This window comes from Actinoplanes palleronii (genome assembly GCF_016862315.1).
Lineage (GTDB): Bacteria > Actinomycetota > Actinomycetes > Mycobacteriales > Micromonosporaceae > Actinoplanes > Actinoplanes palleronii.
Map to the genome: position 1 here is coordinate 65,499 of NZ_BOMS01000137.1, position 15,335 is coordinate 80,833.

Sequence of the window (15,335 nt, forward strand, 5' to 3'; positions counted from 1 at the left end):
CGTGCCCCCATCGATGCGTGAGCCGACGTTCTGGGCTCTCACCGTGCTCGCTTCCGGTCCCCACCACGGCTACGGCCTGATCCGGGAGGCCGCCCGGCTCTCCGAGGGCCGGGTGACGCTGCAGCCCGGCACGCTCTATGCCGCGCTGGACCGGCTCGGCGCCGAGGGCCTGGTCGCCCTGGACCGCGAGGAGATCGTCGACGGGCGGGCGCGGCGCTACTACCGGCTCACCGACGCGGGCGCCAAGGCCCTGGACGTGGAGGCGGCCCGGTTGAGGGCGAGCGCCGACGCGGCCCGCGCGCAGCTCGCCACCCGCAAAGGCTTCGGCCCGGCCGTAGCGATGGGCCCGGCCGTAGCGATGGGCCCGGCTCTCGGTATGGGCCCGGCCCTCGCTTGGGGACCGGCGTGACCGGCGGCGAGCGCCTGGAACGGCGCTACCGGCGACTGATCCGCGTCTACCCACCCGGGCCGCGGCGCGAGGAACTGCTGAACACGCTGCTCGACTGCGCCCCACCGGACCGCGTGCGTCCGACCGCGCGGGAGGTCGGCAACGTCGTACGCCATGGGGTTCGTGCCCGCCTCGGTCGTCCGAAATCCCGCAGCATTGTGGTGCTGGCCGCCCTGGCGGCCCTGGTCGCCGGGTGTTTCGGCGCGGCCGGGATGTCCGTGCTGGGCTGGCAGTTCGCCCCGGCGCTGACCGGTGTCGTGCAGGCGCAGGGCATCGACCGGACGGTTTTCCCGGGGATGGACGTGAAGGGCTGCGAGGACGGCGACGAGTGGGTCTACTCGTCGAACTGCGCCGACATGCCGGCGTTCATCTGGAACCCGGACAACGAGGGCACCCGGTACGGCTACCTCGAATACGTGGTGGCGCCGACCGCCGCGACCCTCGACCACCTGACCTTCACCACCGGTGTCCGGGATCGCCTGGTCGCCGACGGCTGGCGGATCGGCGGCGACATCCGGGTCCACGACGGCGTCGACGACCTCGACACCAGCGTGCTCGACGGCACCAGCGCCCCGTTCCCCAGCAACGACGTCGAGACGAACGTGCGGGAGGCGACGTTCTGGGCCCACCGCGACGGCCTGGTCCTGGAGTTCTTCGACGCGACCGGCTCCGATGAGCCCGGCGGCGCGATCGACCCGCAGGCGACGGCCCGGTTCACGGTGGCCCGCTCGGCGCCGTGGTGGCTGTGGGCGATGACGGGGGCCGGCGCGCTGTTCGGGATCGTGGGCGGCTGGCTGCTCACCGGGTGGATCAGTCGCCGCCTCGAGGGGAATGGCCCCGCGACCGTGATGGCGGCGCTGCCCGCGTGGGTGTGCGCGCTTCCGCTGACGTACGGGGTGCTGCCGCTCAACGAGCAGGTCGGGCGGCCGTGGGAGGAGGGGCTCTTCGTCGGGCTGCACGCCAAGTTGGCGGCGTGGCCGGACCTCGGGTTCACGGTGCTCAACCCGGTGCTGGTGCTGGCTTTCGGCGCGTTCCTGCCGGCCCTGGCGGTCGCCGCCACGATCCGGCGACGACCGGACGGCGAGATCCCCTGGGCCGACCGCGACCCCTCTTTCTGACCGGGTTACCTACAGGTTTTCGCGGATCTTGTCGACGATGCCGTCCCGGATGGCCGTGGTGGACATGCGGGTGGCGTCGTGGTCGGTGGACGGGTCGGACGTGACGACGTCGTACTGCGTCACGCCGGTCGTGCCCATCGTGATGCGGATGCCGATCTGCAGCGTTCCGGTGGGGTTCTTCTCCTCGGTCTGGTATTCGCAGAGCACGCCGGAGAAGTTCTTGTGCCGATAGGACGCCTGGTAGGGCAGGGTGATGCTGCCGTCGAACCCGCTCGACATGTCCCCGGTCACGGTCACCGCCGGTACGCCGACCGTTCCGTCGACCCAGCGCTCGTGCCCGCTGCAAGTCTCGACGCCCAGCACACGGCGTCGCCGGACGTCGTCCTCGTGGCGGCTGAACGCACGGCCACTCACGAACTGGGAGATCTTGCCGGTGACATGGTCGGTGAACGCATCGCCGGTGCCGGCTGGTGACGCGGACGCCGGGGTCGCCGTGCCGGCCAGCAGGGTTGCGGCCATCAGTCCGCTCATCAGCGCGCGCCTGTACATGGGGAATCCCTTTCGCAACATGATCAGTCGACGCCGGGCGTGGTCTTGTCGCCGCATTGCTGCGGATCGTTGGGCACTTCCTGCCCGTCGTCGGTGGTGTGCCATCCGCTCGTGGCGGGTGAGGCCGTCGCGGGTGCGGGCCCGATTCCCAGGCTCGCGGCCAGCACGACACCGAATACGGCTACCTTTTCATCGTCTTCTCTTCGTGATAACTCGCAGTGGCGATGCGATTTCTCGCAGTGGCGATTCGAGGCGACGTTATGCGGCCGCCGACCGAGTCGCGGGCGCTATCACGGAAAACGAGCCGAACGGGGTTTCCGCAGGTCAGTCCGTGCGGGTGTCGTAGGTGGCGCGGTGCGCGAACACGTCGTCCATGTGGTCCTGGGCCCACGATTTCAAGGCCCGCATCGTCACGTGCAGCGACAGGCCCAGCTCGGTCAGCTCGTAGGTCACCGTGACCGGGACGGTCGGGGTCGCGGTGCGGGTGACCAGGCCGTCGCGTTCCAGGGAGCGCAGCGTCTGGGTGAGCATCTTCTGACTCACGCCGGCCAGCATCCGGGACAGCTCCGAGTAGCGCATCGGGCGGGGCCGGCCGGCGCAGTCGGCGCCGAACTGGTGGGAGCCGTCGCTGCCCAGGGCGGACAGGATCAGCGTGACCCACTTGTCGGCGAGGCGGTCGAGCAGGTTGCGGCTGGGGCACTGGGCCAGGAACGCGTTGTACTCCGCCTTCGCCTGCGCCCGCTTCTCGGCCGCCGATGTTGTCGCCATCGCCCGCTCCTCGTGAGATGAGTCCGTTACGCACTTTCAGGTGCCTACTTCCCGACAGGAAGCTGCCTGGTCATAGTGAAGCAGCAAGCAGTTCAGCACGAAAGTCAGAGGTGGACGATGTCGACGAACTCCCTTCCCGGTGGCACCTGGTCGCTGGGGGACCTGACCGTGACCCGGTTCGGCTACGGCGCCATGCAGCTCGCCGGGCCGTGGGTGATGGGGCCGCCGGCCGATCACGACGGGGCGCTTGCCCTGCTCCGGGAAGCCGTCCAGCTCGGGATCACCCATATCGACACCAGTGATGCGTACGGGCCGGAGGTCACCAACCGGTTGATCCGGGAGGCGCTGCACCCCTACCCGGAGGGGCTGCACATCGTCACGAAGGTGGGTGCGAACCGGGACGAACGGGGTGGCTGGCCGCCGGCCCGGGACGCGGGAAGTGTGCGTCGTGGCGTACACCAGAATCTTTTGAATCTGGGTCTAGAGGTCCTCGACCTGGTCAATCTGCGGCTCGGCAACGCGGAGGGGCCCCAGCCGGAATCGGTCACGGAGGCGTTCGGGACGCTCGCCGAGCTGCAACGCGAGGGGCTGATCCGGCACCTCGGGGTGAGCAACGCGACGCCCGAGCAGGTCGCCGAGGCGCAGGGAATCGCGCCGATCGTGTGCGTGCAGAACCTGTACAACCTGGCGTTCCGGCAGGATGACGGCCTGATCGACTCGCTCGCCGAGCAGGGTGTCGCCTACGTGCCGTTCTTCCCGCTCGGCGGGTTCAGCCCGCTGCAATCCGCGGCACTCTCCGCGGTCGCCGCCCGCCTGGAGGCCACGCCGATGTCGGTCGCGCTGGCGTGGCTGCTGCAACGCTCCCCGAACATCCTGCTCATTCCGGGCACCTCGTCGGTCACCCACCTGCGCGAGAACGTCGCCGGAGCCGGCCTGCAGCTCGGCGAGGACGACCTCGTCGAGCTGAACAAAATCGGGCTCTGAGGTCAGCAGGTGACCGTAGTGCGACCCGTTTTGCTGCCCCACTCGCAGGTGTCCTGCACGACGCCCGCCCTGGTGCGCAGCGTGGCGACGTCGCCGGTGTTGTTCCAGACGTAGTTGCCGGAGTTCCAGTACAGCTGGGTGGCGGTGTCGGTGCCCCGGCCGGTGTGCAGGACGACCTTGCCGCCCTTGCCGGCGATCGTGACAGTGCCGAAGGTGTATGTCCGTGACGCGTCGGCGATCTGCCAGCCCTTCAGGCTGACAGCCTGGTCACCGGGGTTGACCAGCGCGATCCACTCCGCGTTGAGCGAGTCGTTGGCGCGGGTGTCCTTGCCCGGCGAGTCGTACTGGGTGCTGTGGAACCGCACGGTGGGAGCGGCCGGGGCGGGCGCGGCGGCGATCATCAGGGCGCCGGCGATCGACAGCAGGATGTGCATGGAACGTCTCCTCAGTGTGCGGCGACGAACGCCGCGGCCGGGGCTTCCCAGCCGCTGTAGCGGGTGTAGTAGTCCTTGTGCACGTCGGTGCGGCCCCAGGTGGTCCAATCCGGCCAGTAGTGGAACTTCTGGCGCAGCACCACGCCGGACTTCCAGGAGCCGATCGGGCTGCACACCACGTCACCGACATAGCAGATCGACGCGGTGGGGATGCCCAGCGCGGTGAGCTGCCTGCCGGTGGACGTGCGGCCGATCGGGCTGGCCGTCACCACGGTGCGCATCCCGGTCAGCGTGTCCTGATACTTCTCGGTCAGGCGGCTCTGCTGCTGCAGCTTCTCGCAGGTGGTGATCGCGTCGCACAACTGGTCGGGCAGCACGCGGTGGATCTTGCCGAGGGCGGTCAGGGCCGTGTACCAGGCGGCGCCGCCGATAGTGCCGTCCGCCATCCTGTTCGCGATGGTCAGCGTGCCGCTGCGGGCCGGGCCGTTCCAGCCGTCGCTGGTGGTGGGCTGCCGGTAGTCGGTGTCGTCGGCGAGCGGGTCGGCGATCAGGGCCAGCCCCTCGAAGCGGGTCTTCAGCGCGGGCGTGGTGCGGACCAGCTCGCTGACCGCCATGTGCGCGACGGCGGCGCCCTGGCTGTACCCGGACACGATGAACTTCGTGTCCGGGTACTTTCCGGTCAGCCGCTGCAGCTGCGTCTGCAGGATCTGGTAGTTGGTGGTGACCTCGCGCAGGTACTCGTTCCACTGATCAAAACCGGCGCCGAAGGTGGGCACCGGCATCGCCTTGTACCTGTGCAGCGAACCGGTGCAGGCGATCTTGCCCCGGTAGTGCGGGTCGGCGGCGAACCCGCGGTAGGCCTTGAGCACCCGCGTGCCCATCCGGCCGTCGGCGTCGATCGATGGCTCGCCGCTGCCGCGGACGCCGAGGAACACGTACGCCGGGGCCGTGGCAGTCCTGCCCAGGCCCAGGTTGTTGTCGCAGGGGTTGGCCGGCGCCGCGGACGCCGCGGTGGGCACGGCCAGCACCGCGGCCAGCACGGCCAGACCGACCCACCCGTTTCCCAGCTTGCGCATCGATTTCCCTGCCGTCGTGGCGATCACGGCAGGAGGATTTCACAAAAACCCCTATTTTGTACGTTTAGGACACGCCCCCAGACGGGTCACATAGTGGCGAAATACCGTCCCCAGTGCGGCCGCCTGCCGTCCACGTCGTCGATGCTGTATTCCTCGGCGAGGTCCCACGAGCTGAGCACCTGGCCCGTGCGGGTGTGCACTGTCGGGTCGGCGGCCAGCGCGGCGATCACCCGGCCGACGAAGTGCGGGGTCTCGGACGCGATGAAATGCGGATCCTTCTCGGTGCCGTCGCGCCAGTTGGCCTCGGTCACGCCGAAGAGTTCGAGCATCGCCTCGGAGCGCAGGAACCCGGGCGTGACGGCGAGCGCGGTGATCCCGTGCGGGCGCAGCTCCTCGGCCTGTCCGAGGGCCAGCCGGTTGACCGTGGTCTTGGTCAGGTCGTAGGCGAGGTTGCCCCGGTAGTCGTGGCCGAGCCCGTCGGTGACCTCGATGATCAGACCGCGCTTCCGGGCGATCATCACGGGCGCCACATGCTGGCTGGTGATCAGGTGGGTGAGCACGGCGCGTTGCCACATGGTCTGGAACTTGGTGAGGTCCAGCTGCCAGAACGGGGTGCCCCACTCGCTGAGCGGGTCACCGCCCCAGATGTCGTTGACCAGCAGGTCGAGGCGGTCGTGCGCGCCGGTGATCCGGGTGATCAGCGCGGCGACCTGCGCGGGGTCGCTGTGGTCGCAGGGGACCGGGATGCCCTGGCCGCCGGCCGCGGTGACCTGCTCCGCGGTGTCCTCGATGGTTTCCGGGCGGTCCATGTCCGAGCGGGTGGCGCGGGTGCTGCGGCCGGTGACGTAGACGATGGCGCCGGCGGCGCCCAGCTCGGTGGCGATGCCGCGGCCGGCGCCGCGGGTGGCCCCGGCGACGAGGGCGACGGCCCCGGCGAGTGGCTTGTCCTTCTCAATCGTCTTCACGTTGTTAGTTAACCACGATTAACTAACTGGTGTCGGGGCCCAGTCGGCCGGGGGCGGCGCGGCGGGTATCCGACGTGGGCCGGCCCGTTGCCCGGGCGAGCGCGGGGCTGCCGGCCGGGTCGGCGGGGTCTCGCTCGGCTTGCTGCCGACGTGGTGAAGCGAGGGCATCAGTGAAGGTCGTCATCCCGGGCGGGACCGGGCAGGTGGGCACGATCCTGGACCGGGCCTTGACCGCGCAGGGCCACGATGTCGTCGTGCTGACCCGGTCGCCGCGGGGCGATCGTCAGGTCTACTGGGACGGAAAGACGCTCGGGGACTGGGCGGCGAAGCTGGACGGCAGCGACGTCGTCATCAACCTGGCGGGTCGCAGCGTGAGCTGCCGCTACACCGAGGACAACCTCGCCGCCATGATGACCACCCGCTGTGGGATGCCGCGGCCGTCGATCTGGCCGCGCGGCGCCGCCACGCTCCACCATCGATCAACGGCGTCAAAAGGTAGTCAGAACGGCGGCGAGTCGGTCGCGGTACCGGTCCACGGCTGCTCAGCCGGCCGGGGTTCCTGCCGTTGCCGGAGTGTCATCGGGAACGCCGATGTTGTCCGGGCCGAGCACCCCGGGGCAGGAGCTCGGCAGGACGGTGCTGCCTGCGGGAAGCCCGCACGCTTCGAGGATCTCCGAAGGCAGCGGGAAAGGGAACGTCGCTGAGGGAGAGGGCTCGGGGGTGCTTGCCGGCTTCTCCGAGGTATGCGGATCGCAGCCGCTGAGCAGCGCAACCGCCGTCAGCGCGGCGCACAGCTGGAGGCGTAGCGGCATGTCAGCGATATCGGCAGCTTCGGTGCCCGCCTGAGCGAGGCGACTGTTCTGGTCTGGTGTGCGACCAGGTCCGGGCGGCGATCGTCTGCCGACGACTGCCGGTGGAGTGGCCCGGTATCGTGCTCGGCATGGCGCGACCCAGGACCGTTGCGGACGAAACGATCCTGGCCGCAGCCGCCGAAGCGGTGGCGGCCGCCGGGCCGGCCAACGTGACGCTCGCGCAGATCGGGGGCCGCGTCGGGCTGACCGCGGCCGCGCTGATGCGGCGGTTCGGGTCCAAGGACCGGCTGCTGCTGGCGCTCGCCCGGCACGATGCCGAGGCGCTGCCCGCGCGGCTGGCCGGGGCGGAGTCCGCTGAGCAGCCGGTCCACGCGCTGATCGAGGCGCTGGCGGCGATGGCGGGGGCGGTGCGCAGCACCACCGAGTTCGCCAACCACCTGGCGTTTCTGCTGCTGGACATGTCTGATCCGCGGTTCCAGCAGGTGAGCCGGGAGTACACCGTCGCGGTCGAGGCGGCGATCGGGGTGGTGCTGCGGGCCGGGCGGGCCGCCGGGGAACTCCGGGCCGGGGCGGACGACGAGGGGCTGCCGCGGGCGGTGCACGCCGCCTACAACGGAGCGCTCGTGACCTGGGGGATGGCGGGCGGTGACGAGGAGCCTGCTGCGTACGTACAAAAGCAATTGCTCTTTGTTCTGGGGTCTCGCCTCAGCCGATCGGTTGATCGGGCGGACCAGCCGCCTGGTTGAGGCGGGCCCTTTTTGTGGTCGGTATCGGTCCGGTGTGGGCGGCGGAACGATGAGTGCATGGCAGCAATCATCGAAGTTCGTAACCTTCACAAGCGGTATCGCGACACGGTCGCGGTGGAGGACGTCTCGCTGAGCGTGCAGGCCGGGGAGATCTTCGGGATCCTCGGGCCGAACGGGGCGGGCAAGAGCACCACCGTGGAATGCATCGCCGGGATCCGGGCGCCGGACCGGGGGAGCATCACTGTGACCGGAATTGATCCGTTGCGGGATCGCCGGGCGGCCACCGAGCGGGTCGGGGTGCAGTTGCAGTCCGGGCAGTTGCCGGAGCGGCTGCAGGTGGCCGAGGCGCTGGCCCTCTACAGCTCGTTTTATCCCGAACCGGCCGACTGGCGGGAGTTGATGGACTCGCTCGGGCTGGCCGGCAAGGCGAAGACGCGGTACGGGAAGCTGTCCGGCGGGCAGAAACAGCGGCTGTCGATCGCGCTCGCCCTGGCCGGCAACCCGCGGGTGGCCATCCTCGACGAGCTCACCACCGGGCTGGACCCGCAGGCGCGCCGGGACACCTGGAGCCTGATCGAAAACGTCCGCGCCCGTGGCGTGACGATCGTGCTGGTCACCCACTTCATGGAGGAGGCCGAGCGGCTCTGCGACCGGATCGCCCTGATCGATGCCGGACGGGTCGTCACGGTGGACACGCCGGCCGGGCTGACCGCGCGGGCCGGGGTGGAGCAGCGCTTCGAGTTCCGGCCGTCCGCGGCGTTCGCCGACGAGTTGCTGACCGGGCTGCCCGAGGTGAGCCGGGTCGAGCGGCGCGGAGATCTGGTCGTCGTGGCGGGCGCCGACGGTGCGCTGTCCGCGGTGACGACCGTTCTGGCCCAGCACGGAGTCGCGGTACGACAGCTGCGGGTGTCGCAGACCAGCCTCGAGGACGCGTTCGTGACCATCACTCAGTCTGTTGCGAAGGAGCAGTCGTGAGCCTCGTCGTCGCGGAGATGAAACTGTCCGTGCGGGACAAGGTCGGCCCGCTCTGGGGTGTCGCCTTCCCGCTGATCCTGCTGATCATTCTCGGGAACGTGCCGACCATGCGGCAACCCGAGGAGGCCAACGGCGGGCTGTCCACCTTCGAGATCTACGTGCCGGTGCTGATCCTGTTCAACCTGGCGATGCTGGCGCTCATCGCGCTGCCGACCACACTCGCCGGCTACCGGGAGACCGGCGTGCTGCGGCGCATGCAGACCACACCGGTCGGCCCGGCCCGGGTGCTCGGCGCCCAACTCGTCGCGAACCTGGCCATCGCGGTGGTCGCGGCGGCGGTCTTCCTGACCGTGGCCCGGCTCGGGTTCGGGGTGCACCTGCCGGAGAACCCGGCCGGGTTCGCGATCGGGTGGCTGCTGGTGGCGGGCGCGCTGATCGCTATCGGCCTGCTGGTCACCGCGCTGGCGCCGCGGCGCGGGGTGGCCACCGCGGTCGGCACGGTGCTCTACTTCCCGATGATGTTCTTCGCCGGGTTATGGGTTCCGGTCACCCAGATGCCGCCGCTGCTGCGCGACATCAGCCAGGCCACACCGCTCGGAGCCGGGATCCAAGCATTTCAGCAAGCGTACGAAGGGAGCCTCCCCAGCGCCCGACCGGTTCTGATCCTGCTCGCCTACGCGGTGGTGTGCACCGCCGCCGCGATCCGCTGGTTCCGCTGGGAATAGGGTCGGCTCCACAGGGGAGGGGTGAATTCGTGAACAGCGAGATGCCACGGCCGCCGGCCCTGCTGGTGACCGTGGTGCCGTATGTGCTGCTGGCCGCACTCGTCGGCTACACCGCGCTCACCGGGCGCGGCGTCGAGCTGGCGCTGTTGCTGGCCGCCGGAGCGTGGATGCTGGGGATGTTCACCCTGCGTCCCGGGGCGTGGGAGCGGCTGCGGCCGATGGCGGTGTACTTCGCCGGGCTGCTGATCGTCACCACGATCCTGGTGCTGCGCGACCCGGCGTTCGGGTTCTTCACCCCGGTCGCCTACATCTACGCGTACGCGATCCTGCCCTGGCCGTGGCAGGTGCCCGCGGTCGGCCTGGTCGCGGTGGTGGCCGGTGTCGCGCAGGCGTCCGGCGTGGACGGGACCGACGCCCGGGGCGCCGCGATCTACGCGGCCATCGTCGGATTCAACATCGTCATCATGGTGAGCATGGCCTGGGCGCTGCGCCTGGTCGAACGCCGTCAGATCACCCTGGCCGGTGCGCTCGCCGAGCTGGGCCGGGCGAACCACCTGCTCGAGGCGACCGCGGCCGAGAACGCCGCCCTGCACGACCGGCTGCTCGCCCAGGCCAGGGAGGCCGGTGTGCTCGAGGAGCGCCGGCGGATGGCCCAGGAGATCCACGACACCGTGGCGCAGGGACTGACCGGGATCATCGCGCAACTGCAGGCCGCCGAGCAGATCCAGGCCGTTCCGGAGCCGTGGCGGCGGCACACCGAGGCCGCGCAGGGGCTGGCCCGGCAGAGCCTGACCGAGGCGCGGCGGTCGGTCGACGCGCTGCGGCCGGAGCCGTTGGAGACGACGGCTCATCTGGGGGACGCGCTCGCCGAGGTGGCGGAACGGTGGTCGGCGCTGCAGGGGGTGCCGGTGCAGGTGACCACGACCGGGGAGGTGCGGCCGATGCCGGCCGAGGCGGAGTTCGTGCTGTTGCGGACGGCGCAGGAGGCCCTGGCCAACGTGGCCCGGCACGCTGAGGCTTCGCGGGTCGGGCTGACCCTGTCCTACCTGGCCGACGAGGTGGCGCTGGACGTGGTGGACGACGGGCGGGGGTTCGACCCTTCGGGGGTGTCGGCGCGGTCGTTCGGGCTCGGCATCATGCGGCAGCGCCTGGAAGGGCTGGCCGGGACGCTGCGGATCGAGTCCGAGCCCGGCGCGGGCACCGGGATCTCGGCCCGCGTCCCCCTGACTTCGGCCCGCGGCCCCCTACCTTCGGCCCGTGTCCCGCTGACTTCTGCTCGCGTCGCGGGCGACGCGAGCGACCCGACGAGGAGCGACCTGTGAGCGACCGCCCGATCCGGATGCTGATCGCGGATGACCACCCCATCGTGCGGGACGGGTTGAGCAGCATGTTCGCCTCCGCGCCCGGCTTCGAGGTGCTGGGCCAGGCCGCCGACGGGGCCGAGGCGGTGCGGATGGCACAGGCCCTCACCCCGGACGTGATCCTGATGGACCTGCGGATGCCGGTGATGGACGGGCTGACCGCGATCAGTGAGCTGGCCCGGCTCGGGGTGGCGGCTCGGGTGCTGGTGCTCACCACGTACGACAACGACAGCCACGTGCTGCCGGCGATCGAGGCCGGGGCGACCGGGTACCTGCTGAAGGACGCGCCGCGGGAGGAACTGCTGCGCGGGGCGCGGGCCGCCGCGAAGGGCGAGACCGTGCTGTCGCCGGCGGTGGCGACCCGGCTGTTCAACCGGGTGCGGACGCCGCCGCCGCAGCTGCTCAGCCAGCGGGAGATCGAGGTCCTCGAACTGGTGGCGGCCGGCAACACCAACCGGGAGGTGGCGTCGCGGCTGTTCATCACGGAGGCGACGGTCAAGAGCCACCTGCTGAACATCTACGCCAAGCTCGGGGTGTCGGACCGGGCGGCGGCGGTCGCGGAGGCGTTCAACCGGCGGCTGCTGATCCCCCGGGGGTGATCGGGGTCAGGATGCCGAGGCGGTGCTCGATCGCCGCCGCGGCGGTCAGGCAGGTGTCCTCGCGGTAGGGGCGGCCGATCAGCTGAATGCCGGTCGGCAGGCCGTCGACGACGCCGGTGGGGACGGCGACGGCGGGCAGGCCGACGAAGCTCGTCGCGGTGCACAGGCGCATGGCGGTGGTGACCAGGTCACGGCCGGCCGTGTCGCGGGACTCGAGGCCCGGTGCGACCGGTGGCTGGGTGAAGACCGGGCCGAGCACCAGCGGGTAGCGCTGCAGGAACTCACCCCAGGAGCGTTGGATGCTCAGGCGGACCCCGGTCAGCCGCAGGAACTCGGCGACGTCCACGGGAGGTGTCGCGGCCATGCCGAGTTCGATGTAGCGGTGCGCGTCCGGCCCGAGCAGGCCACGGATGGCGGGCCACAAGGGTGCGAACTCGGTCATCACCAGGGACTGGTAGGCGTGCAGCGATGCGGGCAGGCGGGGGACGTCGGGGACCGGCTCCACGACGTACCCGGAATCCTGCAACGCTCCCGCGGCGGTCTCGATCGCCGCGACCACCGTGGGGTGAACGCCGAGCCCACCCGGATCGGTGACCACCGCGACCCGGATCGGGCCCGGCAACGGCTCGCCGTCGAGCGGCACGGGCAGGGCCCGGGGATCCCGCGGGTCCGCGCCGGCCAGGACCGCGAAGACCGTGCACAGATCGGCCACGCTGCGCGCCAGCGGTCCGTCGACCACAAAGGTCTGAGCACACCATGCGGGATCGTCCGGACCGATGCGATGATCGGCCGCCATTCTTCCGTACGTCGGTTTGAGCGCCGTCACCCCGCAGAACGACGCGGGAATGCGCACCGAGCCGCCGGCGTCGTTGCCGAGCCCTAGCGTGGCCATCCCGGTGGCGACCGCGACCCCGTCGCCGCCGCTCGAGCCGCCCGGGGTGCGCGTGGGGTCCCAGGGGTTGACCGAGTCGCCGAACAGGTCGCTGCGGGTGTGCATCCCGGCGAGGGTGAGGGTCGGCATGTTGCTGTGCCCGATGACGATCGCGCCGGCGGCCCGCAGACGCGCGACCGGTGGGGCGTCGGCCTCGGCGACCAGGTGGCGGAGCCGGGACGCGCCGTGCGTGGTGGGTGTGCCGGCGACGGCGATGTTCTCCTTGACGGTGAACGGGACGCCGGCGAGCGGGCCTGGCTCTTCGCCGGCGGCGTGGCGTCGGTCGATCGCGGCGGCGTCCTGGTGGGCGCGGTCGGCAAGCACCTGGGTGACCGCGTTGACGGCCGGGTTGACCTCGGCGATCCGGGTCAGGTGCTGGTCGAGCAGCGCGGTGGCGGTGATCTCGCCGGTGCGGACCGCCGCGGCCTGCTGCACGGCGGTCATCCGCCACATTTCGTCGGCCATGACTTCTGCCTCCCTTGGCTCGTCTCTTCCGGCTCGCCTCTTCGACTCGCCCTTTTTCAGATCGCCTTATTCGGCACGCCTTATTCGGCACGCCTTATTCGGCACGCCGCTTCAGCTCGCCGCTTCAGCTCGCCTCCTCGGGTCGCCGCTTCAGCTCGCCTCCTCGGGTCGCCGCTTGGCGAGCCGAGTCTCGGTCTACGTTTCGGGCAAACCGATGCAGGTGCATCGGATAGTAGGGTGAAAGCGATACGAGCGCATCGGTTTTTGGAGGTGGGGATGAGCCGGCAGAGCGAGCGGGAGGAGCGGCGGCTGCGGATCGCCGAGGCGGTCTGCGCGCTCGCCGACGAATCCGGGATGGATGGCGTCACGCTGCGCGACGTCGCGGTCCGGGCCGACGTGTCGATGGGTGCCGTGCAGCGCTGCTTCCGGACCAAGGACGAGATGCTGCTGTTCGCGCTCGCGCATATCGGCGAGCAGGTCACCGAGCGGGTGCGCGCCGGGCTGACCGGCGTGCCAGCCGCGGGCACGCCGGCCCCGGCCGCAGGCGGGCCGACGTCGGGCACGCCGGCCCCGGCCGCAGGCGGATCGGCGTCGGCCGTGGATGCGCTGGCGCGGGCTGCGGCGGAGATTGCGCTGCTCGGTGACGAGCATCGGACCGAGGCGCGGATCTGGCTCGCGTTCGTGGCGCGGGCCGCGGTCAGCCCGGCCCTGGCCGAGGTGCTGCGCGGCAACTATGCGCAGCTCGAGGGCATGTTCACCCGGCTGATCTCGGTCGCATCCGATGCTCCCGACGCCCGTGCGGAGGCCCGCGCCCTGCTGGCGCTCGCCGACGGGCTGACCACGCACGTGCTGGTCGGGCATCTCGGCCCGGCCGACGCCGCGCAGGTGCTGCGGGCCCACCTCGATCGGATCGCCGCGTGTTAACTTTTACAACTTGTAGAAGTTGGCAGCGGGAGGCAGTGCAGCGCTATGGCGGCGACGCTCGGGGACATCCTGCTCGTGTTTCTGGCCGACTGGCCGGCGACCGCGTATGAGCTGCAGCAACGGCATGCCACCACGTTCGGGGCCGAGCGTGCCGTGGACGTGACCCGGGTGATGGCGGCGCTGAGCCGTCAGGAGAAGCTCGGCTACGTCGAGTTGCGCAAGGGTGCCGCCCGCAAGTCGCCGCGCACGTGCGCGCTGACCGAGGCGGGCCGGTTGCGGCAGCGGGCCTGGATCCTCGACGTGCCGGACGAGCTCAGCGGCGCGGAGATCCTCGACCGGGTGCTGCTGGCGATGGCGGCGACCGACCGGCCGACGTTCGAGGCGGTCGTCGAGCAGTGCCTGACCGCGCTGGACGCCCAGCTGCCCCGCCGACGGCACCGGGCGGTGGTCTCGGCGCCGTACGCGCTCGCCGAATATGAGGACGTGGTCGCCGCGTCCACCCGGAAATGGCTGCGTGAGCTGGTCGGACGCCGCCGGGAACGGGACGCGGCCTGACCCTTGGCGCCTCAGGTGCGGGCCGGGAACGCCGATGGCTGAGTGTGGCAGTACAGACCTATGAACGCACCGCGATCGTCAGGCACAAGGCGCCGCCCCGGCGCCGGGCGCAGCATGCCGCGCCACCGTCCCGGCTCGCCGTCGGGCTGGCCACCGGTGTCGCGATCGTGGCCGCGTTCGGTTCGGTGGCCTGCGGATATCTGACCATCGGCAGCGGCGTCAGCCGGGCAGCCGGACCGGCCCCCGCGCTGCTGGCCGCCGAACGCGCGTGCCAGGAGGCGGTTCGCGCCGCGTTCGCCCCGGACAGCGCGCAGCCGGACTTCTTCCAGGCGTCGATGGATGACGTGAACGTGTGGGACTCTCATCCAGCGGGCGCCGCCGTGGTGGTCAGCGGTGACGTGGAGTGGACGCTTACCGCCGGGGTGTTCGGCCCGCACCTGCAGACGAACCGCTACACCTGCACGGCCAAGACCCAGGACGGCCGCATCGTCACGTCGGTGACGTGACTTCGTTGATCTCGATGAGGTGACCGTCGGGGTCGCGGACGAAGGCGCGTACCTCGCCGCCCCAGGCCGGCGCGGCCGGGGTGGTGAGCAGGGCGATGCCCGCGGCCACCAGGTCGGCGCACGCCCGGCGGCAGTCCTCGACCTGCAGGACCAGGGCGGCGGTGACGGTGGGGGAGGTGCCCTCCGGAGCCCGCAGCGCGAGATCGGGGCGGTCCGGCGGCGGGTCGCCCGGGGACGCGAGATGCAAGACCTTTGCACCTGCGGTGAGCTTGGCGTACGTGGGCCACTGGATCGCGGGGTGGAACCCCAGGCGGCGGTAGAAGTCGACGCTGGTCGCGACGTCGCGCACCACGATCAGCGGCGCGAAATCCGAGATCTGCACGGGTGCGCTTCC

Annotated in this window: 19 protein-coding genes; 12 read left to right on the top strand and 7 right to left on the bottom strand. The window is 71.0% G+C overall.

Annotation, left to right across the window (positions count from 1 at the left end; translation table 11 throughout):
• Positions 1–13: 13 nt before the first annotated feature.
• Both Apa02nite_RS41015 and Apa02nite_RS41020 read left to right on the top strand, forming a co-directional pair.
• Positions 14–409: a PadR family transcriptional regulator gene (locus Apa02nite_RS41015; protein ID WP_203829899.1), complete on the top strand. Its 396-nt coding sequence runs from the start codon at positions 14–16 to the stop codon at positions 407–409.
• Positions 406–1,566 carry a hypothetical protein gene (locus Apa02nite_RS41020; RefSeq protein ID WP_203829879.1) on the top strand — a complete coding sequence of 387 codons (1,161 nt, stop codon included), beginning with the start codon at positions 406–408 and terminating at the stop codon, positions 1,564–1,566. The genes Apa02nite_RS41015 and Apa02nite_RS41020 overlap by 4 nt, the downstream gene beginning before the upstream one ends.
• A 9-nt stretch (positions 1,567–1,575) precedes the next feature.
• On the opposite strand, the gene Apa02nite_RS41025 is transcribed toward Apa02nite_RS41020, so the two are convergent.
• Both Apa02nite_RS41025 and Apa02nite_RS41030 read right to left on the bottom strand, forming a co-directional pair.
• Positions 1,576–2,115, bottom strand: coding sequence for a hypothetical protein (locus tag Apa02nite_RS41025; RefSeq protein ID WP_203829880.1), 540 nt, complete (start codon positions 2,113–2,115; stop codon positions 1,576–1,578).
• Positions 2,116–2,439: 324 nt separating this feature from the next.
• Positions 2,440–2,883, bottom strand: coding sequence for a winged helix-turn-helix transcriptional regulator (locus tag Apa02nite_RS41030; RefSeq protein ID WP_203829881.1), 444 nt, complete (start codon positions 2,881–2,883; stop codon positions 2,440–2,442).
• Positions 2,884–3,000: 117 nt separating this feature from the next.
• Between Apa02nite_RS41030 and Apa02nite_RS41035 the strand changes: the two genes are divergently transcribed.
• A complete protein-coding gene (locus tag Apa02nite_RS41035) occupies positions 3,001–3,867 on the top strand; it encodes an aldo/keto reductase family oxidoreductase (RefSeq protein ID WP_203829882.1) in 867 nt (288 codons plus the stop codon).
• 2 nt (positions 3,868–3,869) lie between these two features.
• Here Apa02nite_RS41035 and Apa02nite_RS41040 read toward each other — a convergent pair whose 3' ends face one another.
• The 3 genes from Apa02nite_RS41040 to Apa02nite_RS41050 form a co-directional block, all read right to left on the bottom strand.
• Complete coding sequence (locus tag Apa02nite_RS41040) at positions 3,870–4,301, bottom strand: lamin tail domain-containing protein (protein WP_203829883.1); 432 nt, start codon at positions 4,299–4,301, stop codon at positions 3,870–3,872.
• 11 nt (positions 4,302–4,312) lie between these two features.
• On the bottom strand, positions 4,313–5,377 hold the full coding sequence (locus tag Apa02nite_RS41045; protein ID WP_203829884.1) for a cutinase family protein: 1,065 nt from the start codon (positions 5,375–5,377) through the stop codon (positions 4,313–4,315).
• A gap of 86 nt (positions 5,378–5,463) precedes the next feature.
• The gene (locus Apa02nite_RS41050; RefSeq protein ID WP_203829900.1) at positions 5,464–6,333 is read right to left on the bottom strand and encodes an SDR family oxidoreductase; all 870 of its coding nucleotides are present in this window, start codon (positions 6,331–6,333) and stop codon (positions 5,464–5,466) included.
• Between the two features lie 179 nt (positions 6,334–6,512).
• On the opposite strand from Apa02nite_RS41050, the gene Apa02nite_RS51545 reads away from it, so the two are divergent.
• From Apa02nite_RS51545 to Apa02nite_RS41080, 6 genes are all read left to right on the top strand, one after another.
• Positions 6,513–7,046, top strand: coding sequence for an NAD-dependent epimerase/dehydratase family protein (locus tag Apa02nite_RS51545; RefSeq protein WP_239164906.1), 534 nt, complete (start codon positions 6,513–6,515; stop codon positions 7,044–7,046).
• A 236-nt stretch (positions 7,047–7,282) separates the two neighbouring features.
• On the top strand, positions 7,283–7,900 hold the full coding sequence (locus Apa02nite_RS41060; RefSeq protein ID WP_203829885.1) for a TetR/AcrR family transcriptional regulator: 618 nt from the start codon (positions 7,283–7,285) through the stop codon (positions 7,898–7,900).
• A gap of 57 nt (positions 7,901–7,957) precedes the next feature.
• A complete protein-coding gene (locus Apa02nite_RS41065; RefSeq protein WP_203829886.1) occupies positions 7,958–8,875 on the top strand; it encodes an ABC transporter ATP-binding protein in 918 nt (305 codons plus the stop codon).
• Positions 8,872–9,600 carry an ABC transporter permease gene (locus Apa02nite_RS41070; RefSeq protein ID WP_239164907.1) on the top strand — a complete coding sequence of 243 codons (729 nt, stop codon included), beginning with the start codon at positions 8,872–8,874 and terminating at the stop codon, positions 9,598–9,600. Before Apa02nite_RS41065 ends, Apa02nite_RS41070 begins: the two co-directional genes overlap by 4 nt.
• A 29-nt stretch (positions 9,601–9,629) precedes the next feature.
• Positions 9,630–10,922 carry a sensor histidine kinase gene (locus Apa02nite_RS41075; protein ID WP_239164908.1) on the top strand — a complete coding sequence of 431 codons (1,293 nt, stop codon included), beginning with the start codon at positions 9,630–9,632 and terminating at the stop codon, positions 10,920–10,922.
• 17 nt (positions 10,923–10,939) lie between these two features.
• A complete protein-coding gene (locus Apa02nite_RS41080; protein WP_203829903.1) occupies positions 10,940–11,560 on the top strand; it encodes a response regulator in 621 nt (206 codons plus the stop codon).
• Here the strand turns inward: Apa02nite_RS41080 and Apa02nite_RS41085 are convergent.
• A complete protein-coding gene (locus Apa02nite_RS41085) occupies positions 11,529–12,956 on the bottom strand; it encodes an amidase (protein WP_203829887.1) in 1,428 nt (475 codons plus the stop codon). The two genes, Apa02nite_RS41080 and Apa02nite_RS41085, sit on opposite strands and share 32 nt — an antisense overlap.
• Before the next feature lie 276 nt (positions 12,957–13,232).
• Between Apa02nite_RS41085 and Apa02nite_RS41090 the strand changes: the two genes are divergently transcribed.
• From Apa02nite_RS41090 to Apa02nite_RS41100, 3 genes are read left to right on the top strand one after another with little or no spacing between them, the layout of a single operon-like run.
• The gene (locus Apa02nite_RS41090) at positions 13,233–13,880 is read left to right on the top strand and encodes a TetR/AcrR family transcriptional regulator (RefSeq protein ID WP_203829888.1); all 648 of its coding nucleotides are present in this window, start codon (positions 13,233–13,235) and stop codon (positions 13,878–13,880) included.
• Positions 13,881–13,925: 45 nt separating this feature from the next.
• Entirely contained in the window at positions 13,926–14,435 is a 510-nt protein-coding gene (locus Apa02nite_RS41095) for a helix-turn-helix domain-containing protein (protein ID WP_203829889.1), read from the top strand.
• Positions 14,436–14,479: 44 nt separating this feature from the next.
• Entirely contained in the window at positions 14,480–14,941 is a 462-nt protein-coding gene (locus Apa02nite_RS41100; RefSeq protein ID WP_203829890.1) for a hypothetical protein, read from the top strand.
• Here the strand turns inward: Apa02nite_RS41100 and Apa02nite_RS41105 are convergent.
• Positions 14,925–15,335 (bottom strand): VOC family protein (locus Apa02nite_RS41105; protein ID WP_203829891.1); only part of this gene is annotated, 411 nt, incomplete at its 5' end. The genes Apa02nite_RS41100 and Apa02nite_RS41105 overlap by 17 nt on opposite strands.

Bases quoted from the DNA above. Each gene is read 5' to 3' on its own strand.
- Apa02nite_RS41015 (WP_203829899.1), top strand. From the start codon at position 14: ATGCGTGAGCCGACGTTCTGGGCTCTCACCGTGCTCGCTTCCGGTCCC.
- Apa02nite_RS41025 (WP_203829880.1), bottom strand. From the start codon at position 2,115: ATGTACAGGCGCGCGCTGATGAGCGGACTGATGGCCGCAACCCTGCTG.
- Apa02nite_RS41030 (WP_203829881.1), bottom strand. From the start codon at position 2,883: ATGGCGACAACATCGGCGGCCGAGAAGCGGGCGCAGGCGAAGGCGGAG.
- Apa02nite_RS41035 (WP_203829882.1), top strand. From the start codon at position 3,001: ATGTCGACGAACTCCCTTCCCGGTGGCACCTGGTCGCTGGGGGACCTG.
- Apa02nite_RS41040 (WP_203829883.1), bottom strand. From the start codon at position 4,301: ATGCACATCCTGCTGTCGATCGCCGGCGCCCTGATGATCGCCGCCGCG.
- Apa02nite_RS41045 (WP_203829884.1), bottom strand. From the start codon at position 5,377: ATGCGCAAGCTGGGAAACGGGTGGGTCGGTCTGGCCGTGCTGGCCGCG.
- Apa02nite_RS41060 (WP_203829885.1), top strand. From the start codon at position 7,283: ATGGCGCGACCCAGGACCGTTGCGGACGAAACGATCCTGGCCGCAGCC.
- Apa02nite_RS41065 (WP_203829886.1), top strand. From the start codon at position 7,958: ATGGCAGCAATCATCGAAGTTCGTAACCTTCACAAGCGGTATCGCGAC.
- Apa02nite_RS41080 (WP_203829903.1), top strand. From the start codon at position 10,940: ATGCTGATCGCGGATGACCACCCCATCGTGCGGGACGGGTTGAGCAGC.
- Apa02nite_RS41085 (WP_203829887.1), bottom strand. From the start codon at position 12,956: ATGGCCGACGAAATGTGGCGGATGACCGCCGTGCAGCAGGCCGCGGCG.
- Apa02nite_RS41090 (WP_203829888.1), top strand. From the start codon at position 13,233: ATGAGCCGGCAGAGCGAGCGGGAGGAGCGGCGGCTGCGGATCGCCGAG.
- Apa02nite_RS41095 (WP_203829889.1), top strand. From the start codon at position 13,926: ATGGCGGCGACGCTCGGGGACATCCTGCTCGTGTTTCTGGCCGACTGG.